This window comes from Jiella soli, from assembly GCF_020615385.1.
GTDB lineage: Bacteria > Pseudomonadota > Alphaproteobacteria > Rhizobiales > Rhizobiaceae > VKMB-3413.
The window spans coordinates 1-14,587 of the sequence record NZ_JAJAVB010000036.1; the positions used below are offsets into that span (position 1 = coordinate 1).

The window sequence follows — 14,587 nt, forward strand, 5'->3', positions numbered from 1 at the left end:
CGATCGAAGCCATTCTCGCTCGGGTCTGTCGTGTCCACATCCAGAGTGTGAATCATAAATCAGATCCAGACAAAACCCATTCTCAAACGGTCTCTCAGACTACGCGCTCGTGGACGCCATGACGCGCCACCCGATCCTCGTGAACCGCCCGATCGTCTGCACGCCGAAGGGCGTCAGGCTCTGCCGCCCGTCCGAGACTGTCCTCGATCTGCTCGACAAGCTCCCTCCGGGTCCTTTCGCCAAGGAGGACGGCCAATTGATCATCGACTCCGAGGGAAACCGGATTGCCTGACACCCTGACCGATCTGACCACACCACAGCTCGACGAGACGAGTTCCGCCGCAATCGACCACGACCGGCTGCTGTCCCCTGCCATCAGCACGCATCCGCCCCGCATTCTGATCCTCTACGGCTCGCTCCGGGCGCGGTGCGCCCGACGCAGGGCAAGACTCTGGCGGTCATGCAGGTGTCTGGCGGATCGCAGAGCTTCAACGCCGTGAACCAGATGCGGCTGCTGGGGCGCTGAATGCGGATGCTGACCATTCCCAACCAGTCCTCCATCCCCAAGGCGTTTCAGGAGTTCGACGAGGCGGGACGGATGCGCCCGTCGCCGCTCTACGACCGGATCGTGGATGTCATGGAGGAATTGGTGAAGTTCACGCTGCTCACGCGCGACCGGAAGGCGTATCTCGTGGACCGCTACTCGGAGCGCAAGGAAACAGCGGCCGCGCTCATGAAGCGGGTGAACCTCTCCGCCGCAACCTGAGCGCGCGGCGGGTTCGCGAGGCCCGTTCGCGCCGCCTCATGTCCGCCTGAGTGCCAGCAGAGCGATGAACGAGGCGATGCCGATCCCTGCTGTCAGCCAGATCGCCGAGAGGCCCCAGGCCGTCAGCGCGGCGCCGAAGATGAGGGGCGCCGCAGCCTGAAGGATTCGGGCAGGAGCATTGAGCCAGCCGATCCGCCGCCCGTATCCCGCCGCGCCGAACAGCGCCAGCGGCAGCGTGCCCTTGGCGATGGTCAGGATGCCGTTTCCCGCCCCGTGCAGGAGGGCGAAGGCATAGGCAGCCGGTCCCCCGAAACTCACCAGCGCCACCGCAGCGACGGGATGCGCCGCGGCCGCCACGCGGGTCGAGACAAGCGGATGGAACCGGCGCAGCAGCCCGAACTCCAGCACCCGCGCCGCGACCTGCGCCGGGCCGATCAGCGCGCCGGCCGCGATGGCGACCGCCGTGCTGGCCCCTGCGGCTTGAAGCAGCCCCGGCAGGTGCGCGGCCATGGCGGTCGAGTTGAACCAGGTAGCGGCAAAGACGAAGGCCAGCAGCCAGAGCGCCAGGCGCGACGGTAACGGTCCCTCCTCAACCGGCGTTGCCTCTGCGGCGAGCGTCCTGGTGCCTTTCGGCAGCCACGCGTTCAGCGGCAAGGCCACGGTCAGATGGATCAGTGCCCAACCGATGCAGGCTTCCCGCCAGCCCCACGTCGCCAGCATCAGCCCGGACAGTGGCCAGCCGACGGTGCTCGCGAACCCGGCGATCAGGGTGATCCCGGTGATCGGCCCGCGCGCCTCCTTGCCGTAGATCCCCGCCAGCGTGGCGAACCCCGCCTCGTAAAGCCCGATCCCCATGCCGAGCCCGATGACAGCCCAGCCCGCGAAGAGGACGAGGGACGACGGCGCCACGGCGAGCAACCCGAGGCCCGCCGCGAAGACGAGGTTCGACAGCATCAGCACGCCCCGGCCGCCAAAGCCGTCGATCCGCGCTCCCGCCCAGGGTCCGACCATGGCCGAAACCACCATCGCCATGGAAAACGCGCCGAACACCCAGACAGGTGAGAGGCTGAGGTCTTCGGCCATGGGCACGGCCAGAACGGCCGGGATGTAGTAGCTGGAAGCCCAGCTGACGGTGAGGGAAGAGCCGAGGGCGGCGACGACAGGTGCGCGCCGCGCCGGTGACAGTCTTGGGATCATGATGGGGCTTCGATCAGGAAGGGTGCGGCGAGACAACGCGTCTCGCCGCAGGTGTTCATGCCATTTGCGTCCAGAGCTGGAACAGCAGCCCCGATGCAAAAGCGCCAGTCAGGGACAGGCCGATATAGACTGCAAAGACCTGTGGCCGCGCCAGCGCCCAGACCGCCATGGCCGCCGGGATCGAGGTGACGCCACCCGCGACGAGAAAGGCCATGCCCGCCCCCGGCGCCATGCCCTGTTCGATCAACCCACCCACAAGTGGCAGAGCGGCATAGCCGTTCAGATAGGCGGGCACGCCCACCAGCGTTGCGGTCACGATGGGCAACAGCCCCTCGCCCCCAAGCGCCGCGGAGACGGTTTCCGCCGGGATCCACGCCAGCATCAGGCTCTCGAGGATGAAGGCCAGCGTCAGCCATTTGGCGAGGAACAGCGTCGTGGTCAGCGCCGTCTTGCCGAACTTCGCCCGGCGGTCCGCATCGGTCCAGAACCGCCAGACCACCGGCTTCGGCGCGCGGATCTTCGCGCCGCCGCAGCCGCCGTTCCCGATCCCGTCGCGCAGCGGGTCGGCAAAGGCGCCGCCCTTCATCATCAGGTGCACCACCGTCCCGCCGAATACGCCAAGACCGATGGCGGCAATGGTCTTAGCCACAGCGAACTCGAGGTCCAGCACGCCCGCCGTCAGCACGAACATCGACGGGTCCATGATCGGCGAGGCAAGCCAGAAGGCCATCACCGCCGAGAGCGGCACCCCCATCGCCAGCAGCGCCGCGATCAGCGGGATCACCCCGCAGGAGCAGAAGGGGGAGATGCCCCCCGCCAGCGCGCCCAGCCCGATCATCAGGATCGGCGCGCCGGTGAAGGCCCTGGCGATCAGGTTGTCGGCGCCGGTAGCGTTGGCCCACGCGGCGATGGCGATCGACAGGATCAGAAAGGGCGCCGTGCCCAGCAGCGCATTGCCCGCGAACAGGGCGCTGTCCGCGGCCTGGGGCGCGTCGAACACCGCCAGCGCCGCAAGGATCAGCGCCGAAGCGAGCCAGACCCGCTGGTCCTGCCACAGATGGCGCAGCGTGGACCGGAGGCCGGGTGTCGGGAGGGTTGTGTCAGTCATCACCAAATCTCCGGAATTGCAGTTGTTTCAGAGCAAGGAAAAGAGCACGCGCATCTCACGCCGCATCCTCCGACGCGCGGACCGCAACACCGACGCAGCATTCGGAGGTCAGGAATCCGACAACACGGTGCATCGCGGGAAAATCGACCCGGTTGAACACCTCGCGGCCCTGCTTGTCCTGCAGCACCAGCCCCGCATCGACCAGCGTTGAGAGGTGATGCGCCAAGGTCGACGGGGCGAGCCCCAAGTGCTCGCCGATATCGCTGACCCGCAGCCCGTCGTCCCCGGCCTTCACCAGCAAGCGAAAGATCGAAAGGCGGGCATCATGGCCAAGGGCGGCAAGGGCGCGGGCGTTGGGACTGGTCGTGGTCATGACGTCAAAATAACCACAATCCTAGTTTTGTAAATGATTCTTCTGGGCGGACCTGGTGCTGCGCCCGGAATGGATGCCCTGCGTTACGCGTGGGCCCGAAGGCAGCTGGCGCCGCAGGGCTCGCGCTCGACCTGAATCGTGCTGTGCGCGATCCCGAACCCGTGCTCCAACCCCTCGGCAAGGTCGTGCAGCACCGCATCGGTGTCCTGCGCCCCGCTGACCACATGCACCGCGAGCGCCGTGCGGGTGGTCGAGAGCGGCCAGATATGCAGGTCATGCACATCGCGAATGCCCTCCTGCCGGGCAAGCCACGCGGTGACCTCGCCCGGGTCCACCCGGTCGGGGAGGCCATCGAGGCTGAGGTGCAGCGCTTCGCGGAACAATCCTGCAGCCGTGATGGCGATCAGCAGGCTGACGGCGATGGCGACGGCGGGATCGAGCCATGTCCAGCCGGTCAGCATGATCCCGATGGCGGCAAGCACCACGGCGCCCGAAACCGCCGCATCGGCCGCCATGTGCAGAAAGGCCCCTTTGGCGTTCAGATCGTCCTTCTGCGCGCGCATGAACAGGAGCGCCGAACCGGTGTTCACGCCGATCCCCACCAGCGCCACGATCAGGATGGTCAGCCCCGGCACCTCGACCGGCGACTGGAACCGCTGCGACGCCTCCCAGATCACCCAGACCACGCCGATCAGGATGGCGAGCGCGTTCAGCATCGCCGCCATGATCGTGGCCCGGCCCAGCCCCCAGCTGTGCGCCTGCGTCGCCACGCGTTTCGCCAGAACCGCCGCCGCCCAGGCGATCAGCAGCCCCGCCACGTCGGTCAGGTTGTGCGCCGCATCCGCCAGCAGCGCCAGCGACCCGGTAAGGAACCCCGCGATGGCCTCGATGATCACGTAGCCGGTATTGAGCCCCACAGCCCAACCAAAGGCCGGGCCAAGATCAGCAGGCGGCGCGTGATCGTGGGAATGGTCATGGGGCATGGATCAGACTTTCCGCCGGATCGTACCGACAAGCTCGGTCGCCTCGGCCAGCGTATTCGAGATCGTGCCGTACTTGCGCAGGTTGCGATGCAAAAGGTCCAGCCGCTGGTCGGTTTCGTCGGTATCGACCACGATCTCGTAGTCGATGCGGACCATCTTCGGCGGGCTGTCCTGACGAACGCCGTGCAGGCTGACCTCGATGCCGCGCAGATCAAACTTGAGCATCGGCGTCACCCGCTCGGACCCCTTCAGAAGGCAGGCCGCAAGGCTGGCCAGCAGCATCTCGGCGGGATTGAAGGCGTCATCCCGCCCCGCCATGTCGGTGTCGAGCACCAGACGCGCCGCTTTCGTCTCCGCCTCCGAGCCATGGCTGTCGATGCGGCGGGCGGTGACGCGATACTCCAACATCACTCCCACTCCATTTCCTCAAAGGTCGCCTGCGCGTTGCGGCCCGCCAGCGCCTCGAACTGGTCGAGATAGGCCCAGGCCGACTGGTCGATCTGCGGCGCGTCCATGATGTCCCCGCCAGCCTCGATCAGCGCCCCGATTCGGCCGCGCAGGTTCACGAGGTAGTCGTGGGTGTCGCGCGTGGCCTTGGAAAGATCGGTCGCCCGGCCATGGCCGGGCACGATATGCGCGGGTCCAAACGCCGCCATCGTCTCGAAGACCGCGATCCAGCTGTCGGTGTCGCGTGCGGGGCCGTTGCCCAGCAGGCGGTCGACATAGACGATGTCGCCGGTGAACATCACATCGCGCTCGTCCAGCCAGACGAAGCTGTCGCCCGGCGTGTGGGCCGCGCCGCGATGCATGATCTGGAAGGTGAGGCCTCCAAACTCGAGCGTGTAATCGGTCTCAAAGGTCACATCGGCATAGGCCGGTTCGGTCCCGTTCAGCCCTTCGCCCAGAAACTGCGACAGTGCGATCATGTGGTCGTCGGCGCGGGCGCGATGATCCTCGACCGCCGCTTCCGAGGCGATCACCGTGGCGCCCTGCGCCTGCCAGTAGCTGTTGCCGAGCCAGCGGTGATCCTGTCCGCCCGTATTGATGACATGAACCACCGGCTGATCGGTGACGGTGCGGATGACGGCGTGCAGCATCTCGGCACCCTGCCAGGACCCGCCCGGGTCGATCAGGACCGCCCCCTCGGGCGTCACGACCAGTCCGAAGGTGGCGTTGTTGGCGAGGTTTTCCGGGCTGCGCTGTTCCAGCGGGCCGACGATCGCCCAGACATCATCCGTGACCGGTTGGACCTCGAGGACATCCGCCAAGGCGACGGTCGGACAAGTGAGGACGGCAACGGCGGCGACCAGAGCGCGGATCATGCGCGGAGCCAGCCTTCGAGCTTTCCCGCGTCCGGCAAGCCGCCAGCGTGGACAAGCTTGCCGTCGACCGAGATGCCCGGCGTGGACATGACGCCCGCCATGGCGATGGATCGCGCGTCGGTGATCTTCACGACTTCGACCTCGACGCCCAAGCGGGATGCCGCGTCCTTGACCATGGTTTCGGTCGCCTCGCAGCGCTTGCAGCCGGGGCCGTAGACATTGACGGTTTTCATTGGAGAGCCCTTTCAGAGAATGGCGTTGAAGAGAAAGCCGGTGGCGAGAATGCCCCCCGAGACGACCGCGATGAAGATCGCGATGAGGCGAAGTTTCAGCACCTGCTTCAGGATGATCATCTCGGGCAGCGACAGCGCGATCACCGACATCATGAAGGCCAGCGTCGTGCCAAGCGCCGCGCCCTTGCCCAGCAGCGCCTCCACGATGGGAATGACACCGGCCGCATTGGTGTACATCGGCACGCCCACGACGACGGCGGCGGGCACCGACCACCAAGCCTCGCCGCCCATGATCCGCAGCATCATCTCCTCGGGGACGTAGCCGTGGATCGCCGCGCCGATGCCGATGCCGACCAGCACCCAGATCCAGACCTTGCCGACGATCTCGCGCACCTGTTCGACACCGATCTTCAGCCGGTCCACCAGCGTCAGCCGTTCTTCAGGCAGATCGCCCACGGGGCCCGCGTTCAGCTCGCGAACCCAGTCCTGAAGGTAGCGCTCCAGTCCCATGCGCCCGAGGATGAACCCCGCCACGGTGGCAATGGTGAATCCGAAGACGAGATAGATCGTGGCGATCTGCCAGCCGACCAGGCCGTAGAGCAATCCAAGGCCCACCGGCCCGACCATCGGCCCCGCGATCAGGAAGGAAGACGTCACGCCCAGCGGGATGCCTGCCGAGACAAAGCCGATGAAGAGCGGCACCGAGGAGCACGAGCAGAACGGCGTCAGCACGCCCAGAAGCGAGGCCAGCGGATAGCCCCAGATCTCGCGTTTGCCCGCCAGGATCGCGCGGGTCTTTTCCGGGCTGAACCAGCTGCGCAGCACGCCGGTGACGAAGACGATGCCCGTCAGCAGCAGCAGCACCTTCGGCACATCGTAGACGAAAAAGGCGATCGCCTCTCCAGTGTGGCTGTCGCGCGCCACCGGAAACAGCGCCGTCACCCATTCCGAAATCGGGATCAGCTGACCATAGAGCAGGTAGAGGACCGCGCCGACGGCGGGGACGCCGACATACCAGAGCCAGTCGGGCGCGCCGCGATGCGGGGCCGGGTCAAGTGTCTCGACGGTCATGCGACCTTCCTTTCAAGATTGAATTCGGCGGTCAGCACAGCGTCGATCACGGCCGCGAATTCCGGCGCGAGGTCGGGGTTCCGGCGGTAGCGCACCCATTGCGCGTCGCGTCTGTCCAGCACGAGGCCGGCCTCCCGCAGCACCTTCATGTGCCGCGACATCCGGCTCTGGCTTGCGTCGAGCCTCACCATCAATTCGCAGACACAGTGCTCACCCCCATCCCAGAGAAGGGCGAGCGCGGCGCGGCGGGTCGGGTCGCAAATGGCGGTCAGTACATCCTGCATGGCGGGATGATTATGCGTCGCTGCGCATATGCGCCTTGATCCATATCAACCTCCGCCAACCTCCCGCGCGCGCGACATACATGTCGACCGAAGCGGGACTTGGTCCGCGCGCCGTGAGGCGCTGGAATTGACCCGGAGTGGGTCGCCAACATCGCTTGGAACTGGTGCAGCGAGCCGACATCACGGCGAGGCTCCGCACACCCGTGCCTGCTCTCGCATTACGGCGTAGTCGCTGAGCATCTCCTCGATCGCCGATCCCTCGGGCAGCAGGGTCAATTGCTCGGCCGCCCGCGCCTGGAACTCCTGACTGTACTCGACGACAGGCGGACACGTCCCGAGGCCGCCGAGGTCAGAAGCGCCCGTCGCGCAGCCGCTCAGCCAGATCGTCGCGAGAATGAGGACGGCGAGCTGCTGCTTCCAGCATCTGGCGTTGGACATCATTGACATTCTCCGTGGTCTCAAGGCGTTCGGCGAGGCGTCCCGCTCGCTCGCCGGACCGCCGAAGCGAGAGCAGGAAGAGGAGCACAGCGAGGGCGATGGCGCCGTAGCGTAGCGCGGCTCGCATCCATGGGCTGACGGCGACCCCGGTGAGCAGCCCGGCGATCCCCGCCGCCCCCGTTTCCAGTCGTCGAGGCGCGCGTAGATCGTGACCGCGATCCCCCCGAGCGCCACGGCGATGAACACCCAGCGCAGGGTGTCGAGATACGGCACCAGCGGCAGGATCGCGGTCTGGGTCTCGGCCAGGACGTTCTGCGCCACCTCGACCCCGGCCGCACCCAGCGTCGCCACGCCTGCCGCGCCACCACCCTTCATGCTGCGGCTCTCGGCCAGCACTTCGCGTGCGAGCGGCGTCTCGGCAGCGAAGGCCGTCGCCCGGACCGGGAAGCGCTCGCCCCATTGTCGTGCGGGCCCGAGGTCGACATGGATGAAACCCGAGCGCGGATAGAAGCCGAAGCCGAGGAACCCCACCTCCCGTGCCGCGGCCTCGAACGCCACCGGGTCGTGGTTCGCCATGTCAATGTCGAAGGCGGCGCCGTCGAGGTGCTTCGACCGGGGCGCGCCGCCCACGGCGCGGTTGTGCTCGGGGCTCCGATAGGCCGAGCGGACGATCAGCGGCTTGCCCAGCCGGTCGCGGAGCGCCTGCAGCTTGTCGAGCGCGGATTCGTTGATGAGCAGCTTGCCGGTGCCCCGGCAGGCGGTTTCGGCCGGGCTGAAATTCGGCCAGCGCCAGGTGCTCTCGGACACGTCGCGCCAATGGCGGTGGAAGGTGGTCGTCATGGGGTCCTCCAGAAACGAAAAACCCGCCTCAAGGGCGGGTGCGGTTGGGCTGATGAATGGGGATGGGGAGCGACTACGGGCCGCCGCCGAAGATCTTGAGCTTGATGGCGATGCCCGCGAGCAGCGCCAGCATGACGCCGGTGGTGATCATGCGGACGGCGGTCTGCATGGCCGTCCGCCGCACCAGTCGGATGCAATCCACGAGGGAGCGCAGATCGCGGATGTCGAGCGCGGCCTCGTCGTCGCCGTCGAGGCCCACATCTGCGAGCGCGCGCTTCGCGCCTTCCTCGGCCGCCCGTGTCAGGATCGCCTCGAACTCAGCGTCGGGCATGCGCACGAACCCCTCGGATCGGCGTGGTGTCATTGGATCCTCCTTCCGCCGCTCAGCCGATCTTGCAGCCCCAGAAGGAGGTGCGATCGGCGGCGAAATAGCCGTCCGCGACCCGGAAATCCCCCTGCAGCTCGACGGTGTCGCCCGCGGCCAGCGGCACCATGGTCTGCAGCCAGATCGCGGTGGCGAGCGAGACGTGGGTGGCGGAGATTTCGCCGAGGGAGCCGCGGATTTCCGTCGTGCCGTTCAGGACGAGCCGCCCGCGCATGCGGGCCGTGGCGCTGGCGTTGATCTTGTAGAGGAGCGTCGCGCCGAACAGGTAGGTGCCGTCGACGGGCGCCACGAAGTGGTTGTTCGCGGCGTCGAACGCCCCCTGATCGTTGGTGTCGGTGTTGTTCAGGCCGATCTTCGTCCAGGTGCCGACGCCAACATAGTTGTCGTAGTTCGTCCAGGCCTTGAAGCGGGGCAGCCGGGGCTGATCGACGATGCCGGTGGCGTTGTCGACGCTGAGGCCGTCGAAGAAGGTGCTGCCGTCGGCGGAGACCGCGAGCCGGAAACGGTCCGACCCGAACAGCCCCACCAGCGCCTTGGTCACGAAGCCGGTCTGCAGCGTCAGCCCGAGATCGTCGCCAGCAGCCTCCTTGTTCATGGTGTAGAACAGGTCGCCGGTGCCGCCCTCGGCCGCGGTCTTCGCCGTCCAGAGCGCAGCGTTGAGTTTGGCCGAGAACGGGTTCGACGCATCCGCCGTCGTACCGACTCCGAGGAGCGCCATGTTCTGCAGCGCCGCGGGCGTAGTCCCGATCCAGCCCGCGCCGTCGTAGACCAGCAGCAGGCCCTCGTCCTCGACCCATGCCCGCCAACCGGTCCGTGGCGGCAGGCGGAGCCAGGCGCCATCGGTCCAGATCGCGACATTCAGGTCCCACCCCGCCCAGTCGCCCGTCGGGCCCGAGCCGACGATGTAGCGGTCACCGTCGGCGGGGCTGGCAGGCGGCGCGGTAAGGTCCCGGTCGAGGACGGAGAGCTGGACGAGCCCGTCGAGGATCCGCAGCGTCTCGTTGTGGGTGACGTGCTTCTGGGCCTGCGCCGCCAGGATGTAGGGCAGCAGCAGATGGGTCGTGGCATCGGACATGGGGCCCTCAGAATGTCAGCGTGACGGTTTTCGGCGCGCCCCGTCCCACGAGGGCGGAGAGCTGGAAAATGCGGATGTCGAGCGTGTCGCCGGGGCCGAGCAGCGCGCCCCAGTCGGCGGTCTGGTGGGCGGCGGTGTAAATCGGGCTGGTCGTGGTCGCGCTCAGCACGCGCTTCACGGTCGCGCCGTCGAGGATTTCGACCTCATAGGCTTCGAGTTCTTCTCCGAGCGGCACCTCAAGCCCGCCCCAGTTGTCGGCCGCGAGCGACCGGGACCGGCGCGTCCAGCGGATCATCAGATCGCCGGACGTGCGCGGCGTGCGCCATGGCTGCTCAACATGGGCAACGGAGAACGGTCGGAGACCGACGCCCTCGGGCGTGAAGGTCTGCGCCACGTAGGTCTCGTCGCTGACCGGGCGGCTGGCTGGACCGATGCGCCAGTTCCACGGGATGCCGAGATCGGCCTCGGCGATCGGCAGCGACGCGAGGCTGTCGTCCAGCACGACGACACGCGCGCCTGCGGGCGCCGGATTGCTCATGGCGCTTTCGGTCCCACGCTGGCCGCGCAAGAGCCGAGTCAGGCGATACCGGCCGGGCGCGATCAGCTCGGCCGCGCCCGCCTGGACGATCTCCCAGACGCCGGGCGCACTTTCGATCGCCAGCGCGTTGGCCCCGCCGAACAGCGTCAGGTCCGTGACGCTCTCCAGCGTGCCTGTCAGCAAGTCGACCACCAGCGCATTGCCGAGGTCGAAGCGCGAGGTGGGGCCTGCGAAGAAGTCCGAGACGAGAGCCCCAATCCGGGCGCGACTGCCGAACGTCGTCAGCAGCTCGAAGCCATCGGTCGAAGGGCTGCGAAACACCGCCAACTCGCCGGGCCAGGGAACCGCGTGCGCGGCGATCAGCGGCCGGTGCGCGGGCTGGTCCTCGGTCAGCTGCGGCAGGTCCATCAGCACCGCGTCCGGCGCGCCGAACACGACGGCGCGAGTCAGCGATGCCGCGCGGGGATCGCCGGGCGGCAGGTCGTAGGTCGCGCGATCCTGCCGGACCGCCTCGATCCCGCGTGCCTCGGCATCGGCGATGGAAACGAGCCGGAGGTCCACCAGCCGCCCGTCATGCTCCAGCCGGATCGCGTCGGCCGGATCGAGCGCGAGCCGCGAGGGCGGCAGACGGAACGCCGCCGTCTCGCGCCCCACCCATGCCTCCATCAGCGCGCGGCGGCAGCGGCGCTCGGCCTCCTCGGGCGGCACCGCCATCGGGAAGGACTCGGAGGCGATCCGGGTCGTGTCGACGGTGATGCGCCGCGCCTCGACGAGGGCCGCGTCGTAGTCCTCGTCCGCCCGCGCGACCTGCCATTTCAGCGCCTGCGGCAGTTCCGTCTCCTGGCCGCGCGTCAGCTCCAGCAGGTCGCCCTCGCGGGGTGCCACCAGATCATCGGGTGCGAGGGTCGCGACGGAGGCCCGGCCGCGCATGATGAAGCGGATCACGCCCTCGGTCTCGACTGCGTCGAAGCCGAAGTGGCGCGACAGCGTGGTGATCGAGGCGCGCGGGCTTTCGAGCGCAGTGATCGCGTAGCCTTCCACTGCGCCCCAGAGGCCGGAGACGTCGATGCGGTCCTCGGGGAGCCCGGCGCGCAGGCAGAGGTGCCGGACAAGTGCGGCCAACGACACCGCTCCCAGCCGCCCGGTCAGCCAGTGGCCGAGCCGCCAGTTCGCGCCGTCCGTCCAGACGTCGGTCAGCGCCGGAAAGAACGGATAGGGCCGCGCGTCCCAGGTCCAGGCGGCGCATTCGGGGACGTGCACCATCCGGCCGCCGTAGACCGATGAGACCGGGTTGTTCGTGGCGTCGTTCCAGAACAAGTAAGTCGCCTCGAGATAGGCGCGCTGGATCGCGTCGTCGCGCCAGCCCCGCGAGAAATGCGGCGTGAAGCTCTCGGACGATTTCGGGTCGAAGAAGACGTTCGGCTGATTGGTGGCCCGGTCGATGGCGGGGCAGCCCAGTTCGGTGAACCAGATCGGCTTGGACTGCGGGGCCCACGCCGTCGGCGTCGCGCTCTCTATGCCGCCCGGACGGTCGTAATGCGGGTTCGACCACCAGGCGCGCAGATCCTTGTAGCGGAAGACCCATGGCTTGGCGGCCGCGCCGTCGGTGATCGCGGTCCGGACCTGCGCGGTGCGGTCGGCCGCGCTGGCATAGAACCAGTCGAAGCCTTCGCCGCCCGCGATGTTCGCCTGCAGATAGGCCCGGTCGTAGATCGCGGGCCAGCCCTCGGCCGCGTCGGCATGCTCGAACCCGTCCCGCCAGTCCGACAGCGGCATGTAGTTGTCGATGCCGACGAAATCGATCTCCGGATCGGCCCAGAGCGGGTCGATGTGGAAGAACACGTCGCCGCTGCCATCGCCCGGCTGGTGCCCAAAATACTCGCTCCAGTCCGCCGCGTAGCCGATGTTCGTCCCGGACCCGAGGATGGACCGCACATCCGCAAGGAGGTCCCGATAGGCCTGCACCGCCGGATAGGCGCTGGCCCCAGAGCGGATCGTCGTCAGCCCCGGCATCTCGGTACCGATCAGGAAGGCATCCACCCCGCCCGCCGCCGCACAGAGATGGGCATAGTGCAGCACCATGCGGCGCAGGCCCCAGTCGCCGGATGGCCCGGTCCACGAAACTGACTGACCCGAGACGCTGAAGCTGGCGGGCGTCGCCGCGCCGAACAGCGCCGCGACCTGGCTTGCGGCCGTGGCGGTCTTGTCCGCGGTCCCTGCGAACACCGCTGCAGGCGAGCAGGTAATCCGGCCGCGCCAAGGGAACGCGGGCTGGCCCGTCTCCGCGGCGTTGTCGGAATACGGGTTCGGCAGGGTGTTGCCGGGCGGCACGTCCATCAGGATGAACGGATAGAAGGTCACGCGCAGCCCGCGCGCCTTCATCTCCTGGATCGCCTGCACCACCGCGAAGTCGGACGGCGTGCCGCCATAGACCGGACGATCCTGGTCGTCGCGGCTGACGAGGAAGGCGTTGGCGCGGCTCACGCCGTTCACCGACCAGCTGGCGGGCGTGGTGGATTTGGCCGACACCTCGACGCCCGGCCGCACCTTGCAGGAGCCCGCCCGCAGATCGTCGCCGAACCAGGCAACGACCAGGCTGACGCTCTTCACCTTCGGCGCCATGGCCTGCAGCCGGTCAAGCGCCTCCACCATGTCGGTGGAGTCTGCCAGCGCGTTCAGGTTCTCCGGCACCGTCGCGCCGCCATCGGTCTTGCGGATCGCCTGCGTCGCGTAGGTGAACTCGCCCGAGGCCGGGATCATGGTGACGGCGCTGGTCAGCCCCTCGGCGGTGTCGGGATCGGCGAGCGGGCGGAACACCTCGAAGGACAGCTGCGGCAGGCGGTTGCCGTAGGTCGAGAGCGCCAACTCCTCGAAGACCACATAGGCCGTGCCGCGATAGGCAGGCGTGCTGGCCGCGCCCATCCTGGCCGCGATGAACGGGTCCGCCGTCTGCGCCTCGTCGCCCCGATACCAGCGCCAGGTGACGCCGGAGAGGTCCATCGGCTTGCCGTCGGCCCAGATGCGCCCGATCCCGGTGATCGGGCCCTCGCACAAGGCGACGGCGAAGCTGGCGTAGTACAGATACTCGGTCGTCTTGACCTTGCCGCCCCCGCCGCCCTTGCCGCCGCCCTGCGTGGTGGTCTTCGTCTCCTCGCGGAAATCAGTCGCCCAGATGATGTTGCCGCCCAGCCGCATCCGCCCATAGAGCCGCGGGATGACCGCGCCTTCGGTCGCCGAGGTGATGCGCAGCGTGTCGAGCCGCGCGCCCTCGATGCGCTGCGTGGGCGCGAGCGAGGAGACGATCCAGCTGTCGACGACCGAGCCGATGCTGGAGCCGATGAAGCCGCCGATGGTCGCGGCGCTGACGCCGAGGATCGCGCCGCCGATGCTGCCGCCAATGGCGGCGCCAGCGGCACCGAGGACGAGCGTTGCCATGTCGGGGTCTCAGCGTTGCGGAAAAAGGAAAGCAAAGGCGATGCGCCGCCGCCAGGATTGAGTCAGCGGTTCTTCGATCACGCCGAGCCGCTCATAGGCGTGGAGGAAGGAGCCGGGACCGGTGAGGATCTCGACATGCTTGGCGATGGCGCGGGGCTTCATGCGGAACAGGACCAGCGCGCCGGGACTAGGCCACCGACTCATTAGCCGCGATCCATATTCGGATGGAGGCGAGTTTGACGAGTGCGAGATAATTTGCGTCGTGCTTTTCGTAGCGGGTAGCGATGGCGCGGTAGTGTTTGATGCGGTTGAAGAACCGCTCGACAATGTTCCGGAAGCGATAGAGATAGCGGCTGAAGGGCGGCTTTTCGCGGCGGTTGGGCATCGGCTTTACACAGGCCCAGCCGCCTTGTGCCTTCATCTGCCGACGCAAGGCGTCGCTGTCGTAGGCCGCATCGGCAAGCAAGGCCTGCCCCGGACCGATGGTGTCGAGCATGCCGGCGGCCGAGCGGCCGTCATGAGCTTGCCCGGCGGTGAGA

General features: G+C 67.9%; 16 protein-coding genes and 1 pseudogene. 2 read left to right on the forward strand and 15 right to left on the reverse strand.

Annotation, left to right across the window (positions count from 1 at the left end; all coding sequences use genetic code 11):
• The first annotated feature begins 58 nt into the window (after positions 1–58).
• The gene (locus tag LH400_RS21875) at positions 59–292 is read left to right on the forward strand and encodes an ArsC/Spx/MgsR family protein (protein ID WP_370638455.1); all 234 of its coding nucleotides are present in this window, start codon (positions 59–61) and stop codon (positions 290–292) included.
• Positions 293–412: 120 nt separating this feature from the next.
• Positions 413–766: pseudogene (locus tag LH400_RS21880) on the forward strand (NAD(P)H-dependent oxidoreductase); the annotation flags it as partial.
• Positions 767–802: 36 nt separating this feature from the next.
• Here the strand turns inward: LH400_RS21880 and LH400_RS21885 are convergent.
• The 15 genes from LH400_RS21885 to LH400_RS21955 form a co-directional block, all read right to left on the reverse strand.
• The gene (locus tag LH400_RS21885; RefSeq protein ID WP_229155582.1) at positions 803–1,963 is read right to left on the reverse strand and encodes an MFS transporter; all 1,161 of its coding nucleotides are present in this window, start codon (positions 1,961–1,963) and stop codon (positions 803–805) included.
• A 55-nt stretch (positions 1,964–2,018) separates the two neighbouring features.
• Positions 2,019–3,071, reverse strand: a complete 1,053-nt coding sequence (locus LH400_RS21890; RefSeq protein ID WP_229155606.1) for a permease — start codon at positions 3,069–3,071, stop codon at positions 2,019–2,021.
• Between the two features lie 55 nt (positions 3,072–3,126).
• The gene (locus LH400_RS21895) at positions 3,127–3,444 is read right to left on the reverse strand and encodes an ArsR/SmtB family transcription factor (RefSeq protein ID WP_229155583.1); all 318 of its coding nucleotides are present in this window, start codon (positions 3,442–3,444) and stop codon (positions 3,127–3,129) included.
• Between the two features lie 83 nt (positions 3,445–3,527).
• Positions 3,528–4,427: a cation diffusion facilitator family transporter gene (locus LH400_RS21900; protein WP_229155585.1), complete on the reverse strand. Its 900-nt coding sequence runs from the start codon at positions 4,425–4,427 to the stop codon at positions 3,528–3,530.
• A gap of 3 nt (positions 4,428–4,430) precedes the next feature.
• On the reverse strand, positions 4,431–4,835 hold the full coding sequence (locus LH400_RS21905; protein WP_229155586.1) for an OsmC family protein: 405 nt from the start codon (positions 4,833–4,835) through the stop codon (positions 4,431–4,433).
• Positions 4,835–5,749 (reverse strand): MBL fold metallo-hydrolase, encoded by a 915-nt coding sequence (locus tag LH400_RS21910; protein WP_229155587.1) that lies wholly within the window; start codon positions 5,747–5,749, stop codon positions 4,835–4,837. The genes LH400_RS21905 and LH400_RS21910 overlap by 1 nt, the downstream gene beginning before the upstream one ends.
• Positions 5,746–5,982 (reverse strand): thioredoxin family protein, encoded by a 237-nt coding sequence (locus LH400_RS21915; RefSeq protein ID WP_229155588.1) that lies wholly within the window; start codon positions 5,980–5,982, stop codon positions 5,746–5,748. Before LH400_RS21915 ends, LH400_RS21910 begins: the two co-directional genes overlap by 4 nt.
• Positions 5,983–5,994: 12 nt before the next feature.
• Complete coding sequence (locus tag LH400_RS21920; protein ID WP_229155589.1) at positions 5,995–7,053, reverse strand: permease; 1,059 nt, start codon at positions 7,051–7,053, stop codon at positions 5,995–5,997.
• Positions 7,050–7,337, reverse strand: coding sequence for an ArsR/SmtB family transcription factor (locus LH400_RS21925; RefSeq protein ID WP_229155590.1), 288 nt, complete (start codon positions 7,335–7,337; stop codon positions 7,050–7,052). The genes LH400_RS21920 and LH400_RS21925 overlap by 4 nt, the downstream gene beginning before the upstream one ends.
• Positions 7,338–7,517: 180 nt before the next feature.
• Positions 7,518–8,615 (reverse strand): YcbK family protein, encoded by a 1,098-nt coding sequence (locus tag LH400_RS21930; RefSeq protein WP_229155591.1) that lies wholly within the window; start codon positions 8,613–8,615, stop codon positions 7,518–7,520.
• A 73-nt stretch (positions 8,616–8,688) separates the two neighbouring features.
• Complete coding sequence (locus tag LH400_RS21935; RefSeq protein ID WP_229155592.1) at positions 8,689–8,979, reverse strand: DUF6127 family protein; 291 nt, start codon at positions 8,977–8,979, stop codon at positions 8,689–8,691.
• 19 nt (positions 8,980–8,998) lie between these two features.
• Positions 8,999–10,075: a DUF2793 domain-containing protein gene (locus tag LH400_RS21940; protein ID WP_229155593.1), complete on the reverse strand. Its 1,077-nt coding sequence runs from the start codon at positions 10,073–10,075 to the stop codon at positions 8,999–9,001.
• Positions 10,076–10,082: 7 nt separating this feature from the next.
• Positions 10,083–14,048 carry a baseplate multidomain protein megatron gene (locus LH400_RS21945; RefSeq protein WP_229155595.1) on the reverse strand — a complete coding sequence of 1,322 codons (3,966 nt, stop codon included), beginning with the start codon at positions 14,046–14,048 and terminating at the stop codon, positions 10,083–10,085.
• A 9-nt stretch (positions 14,049–14,057) separates the two neighbouring features.
• A complete protein-coding gene (locus tag LH400_RS21950) occupies positions 14,058–14,252 on the reverse strand; it encodes a C40 family peptidase (RefSeq protein WP_229155597.1) in 195 nt (64 codons plus the stop codon).
• A partial coding sequence (locus LH400_RS21955) for a transposase (RefSeq protein ID WP_229155604.1) occupies positions 14,236–14,587 on the reverse strand: 352 nt, incomplete at its 5' end. The genes LH400_RS21955 and LH400_RS21950, both read right to left, overlap by 17 nt.

What these genes read in the sequence shown, in the direction of transcription:
- LH400_RS21885 (WP_229155582.1), bottom strand. Translation starts at nt 1,963, where the DNA reads ATGATCCCAAGACTGTCACCGGCGCGGCGCGCACCTGTCGTCGCCGCC.
- LH400_RS21890 (WP_229155606.1), bottom strand. Translation starts at nt 3,071, where the DNA reads ATGACTGACACAACCCTCCCGACACCCGGCCTCCGGTCCACGCTGCGC.
- LH400_RS21895 (WP_229155583.1), bottom strand. Translation starts at nt 3,444, where the DNA reads ATGACCACGACCAGTCCCAACGCCCGCGCCCTTGCCGCCCTTGGCCAT.
- LH400_RS21900 (WP_229155585.1), bottom strand. Translation starts at nt 4,427, where the DNA reads ATGCCCCATGACCATTCCCACGATCACGCGCCGCCTGCTGATCTTGGC.
- LH400_RS21905 (WP_229155586.1), bottom strand. Translation starts at nt 4,835, where the DNA reads ATGTTGGAGTATCGCGTCACCGCCCGCCGCATCGACAGCCATGGCTCG.
- LH400_RS21910 (WP_229155587.1), bottom strand. Translation starts at nt 5,749, where the DNA reads ATGATCCGCGCTCTGGTCGCCGCCGTTGCCGTCCTCACTTGTCCGACC.
- LH400_RS21915 (WP_229155588.1), bottom strand. Translation starts at nt 5,982, where the DNA reads ATGAAAACCGTCAATGTCTACGGCCCCGGCTGCAAGCGCTGCGAGGCG.
- LH400_RS21920 (WP_229155589.1), bottom strand. Translation starts at nt 7,053, where the DNA reads ATGACCGTCGAGACACTTGACCCGGCCCCGCATCGCGGCGCGCCCGAC.
- LH400_RS21925 (WP_229155590.1), bottom strand. Translation starts at nt 7,337, where the DNA reads ATGCAGGATGTACTGACCGCCATTTGCGACCCGACCCGCCGCGCCGCG.
- LH400_RS21930 (WP_229155591.1), bottom strand. Translation starts at nt 8,615, where the DNA reads ATGACGACCACCTTCCACCGCCATTGGCGCGACGTGTCCGAGAGCACC.
- LH400_RS21935 (WP_229155592.1), bottom strand. Translation starts at nt 8,979, where the DNA reads ATGACACCACGCCGATCCGAGGGGTTCGTGCGCATGCCCGACGCTGAG.
- LH400_RS21940 (WP_229155593.1), bottom strand. Translation starts at nt 10,075, where the DNA reads ATGTCCGATGCCACGACCCATCTGCTGCTGCCCTACATCCTGGCGGCG.
- LH400_RS21945 (WP_229155595.1), bottom strand. Translation starts at nt 14,048, where the DNA reads ATGGCAACGCTCGTCCTCGGTGCCGCTGGCGCCGCCATTGGCGGCAGC.
- LH400_RS21950 (WP_229155597.1), bottom strand. Translation starts at nt 14,252, where the DNA reads ATGAGTCGGTGGCCTAGTCCCGGCGCGCTGGTCCTGTTCCGCATGAAG.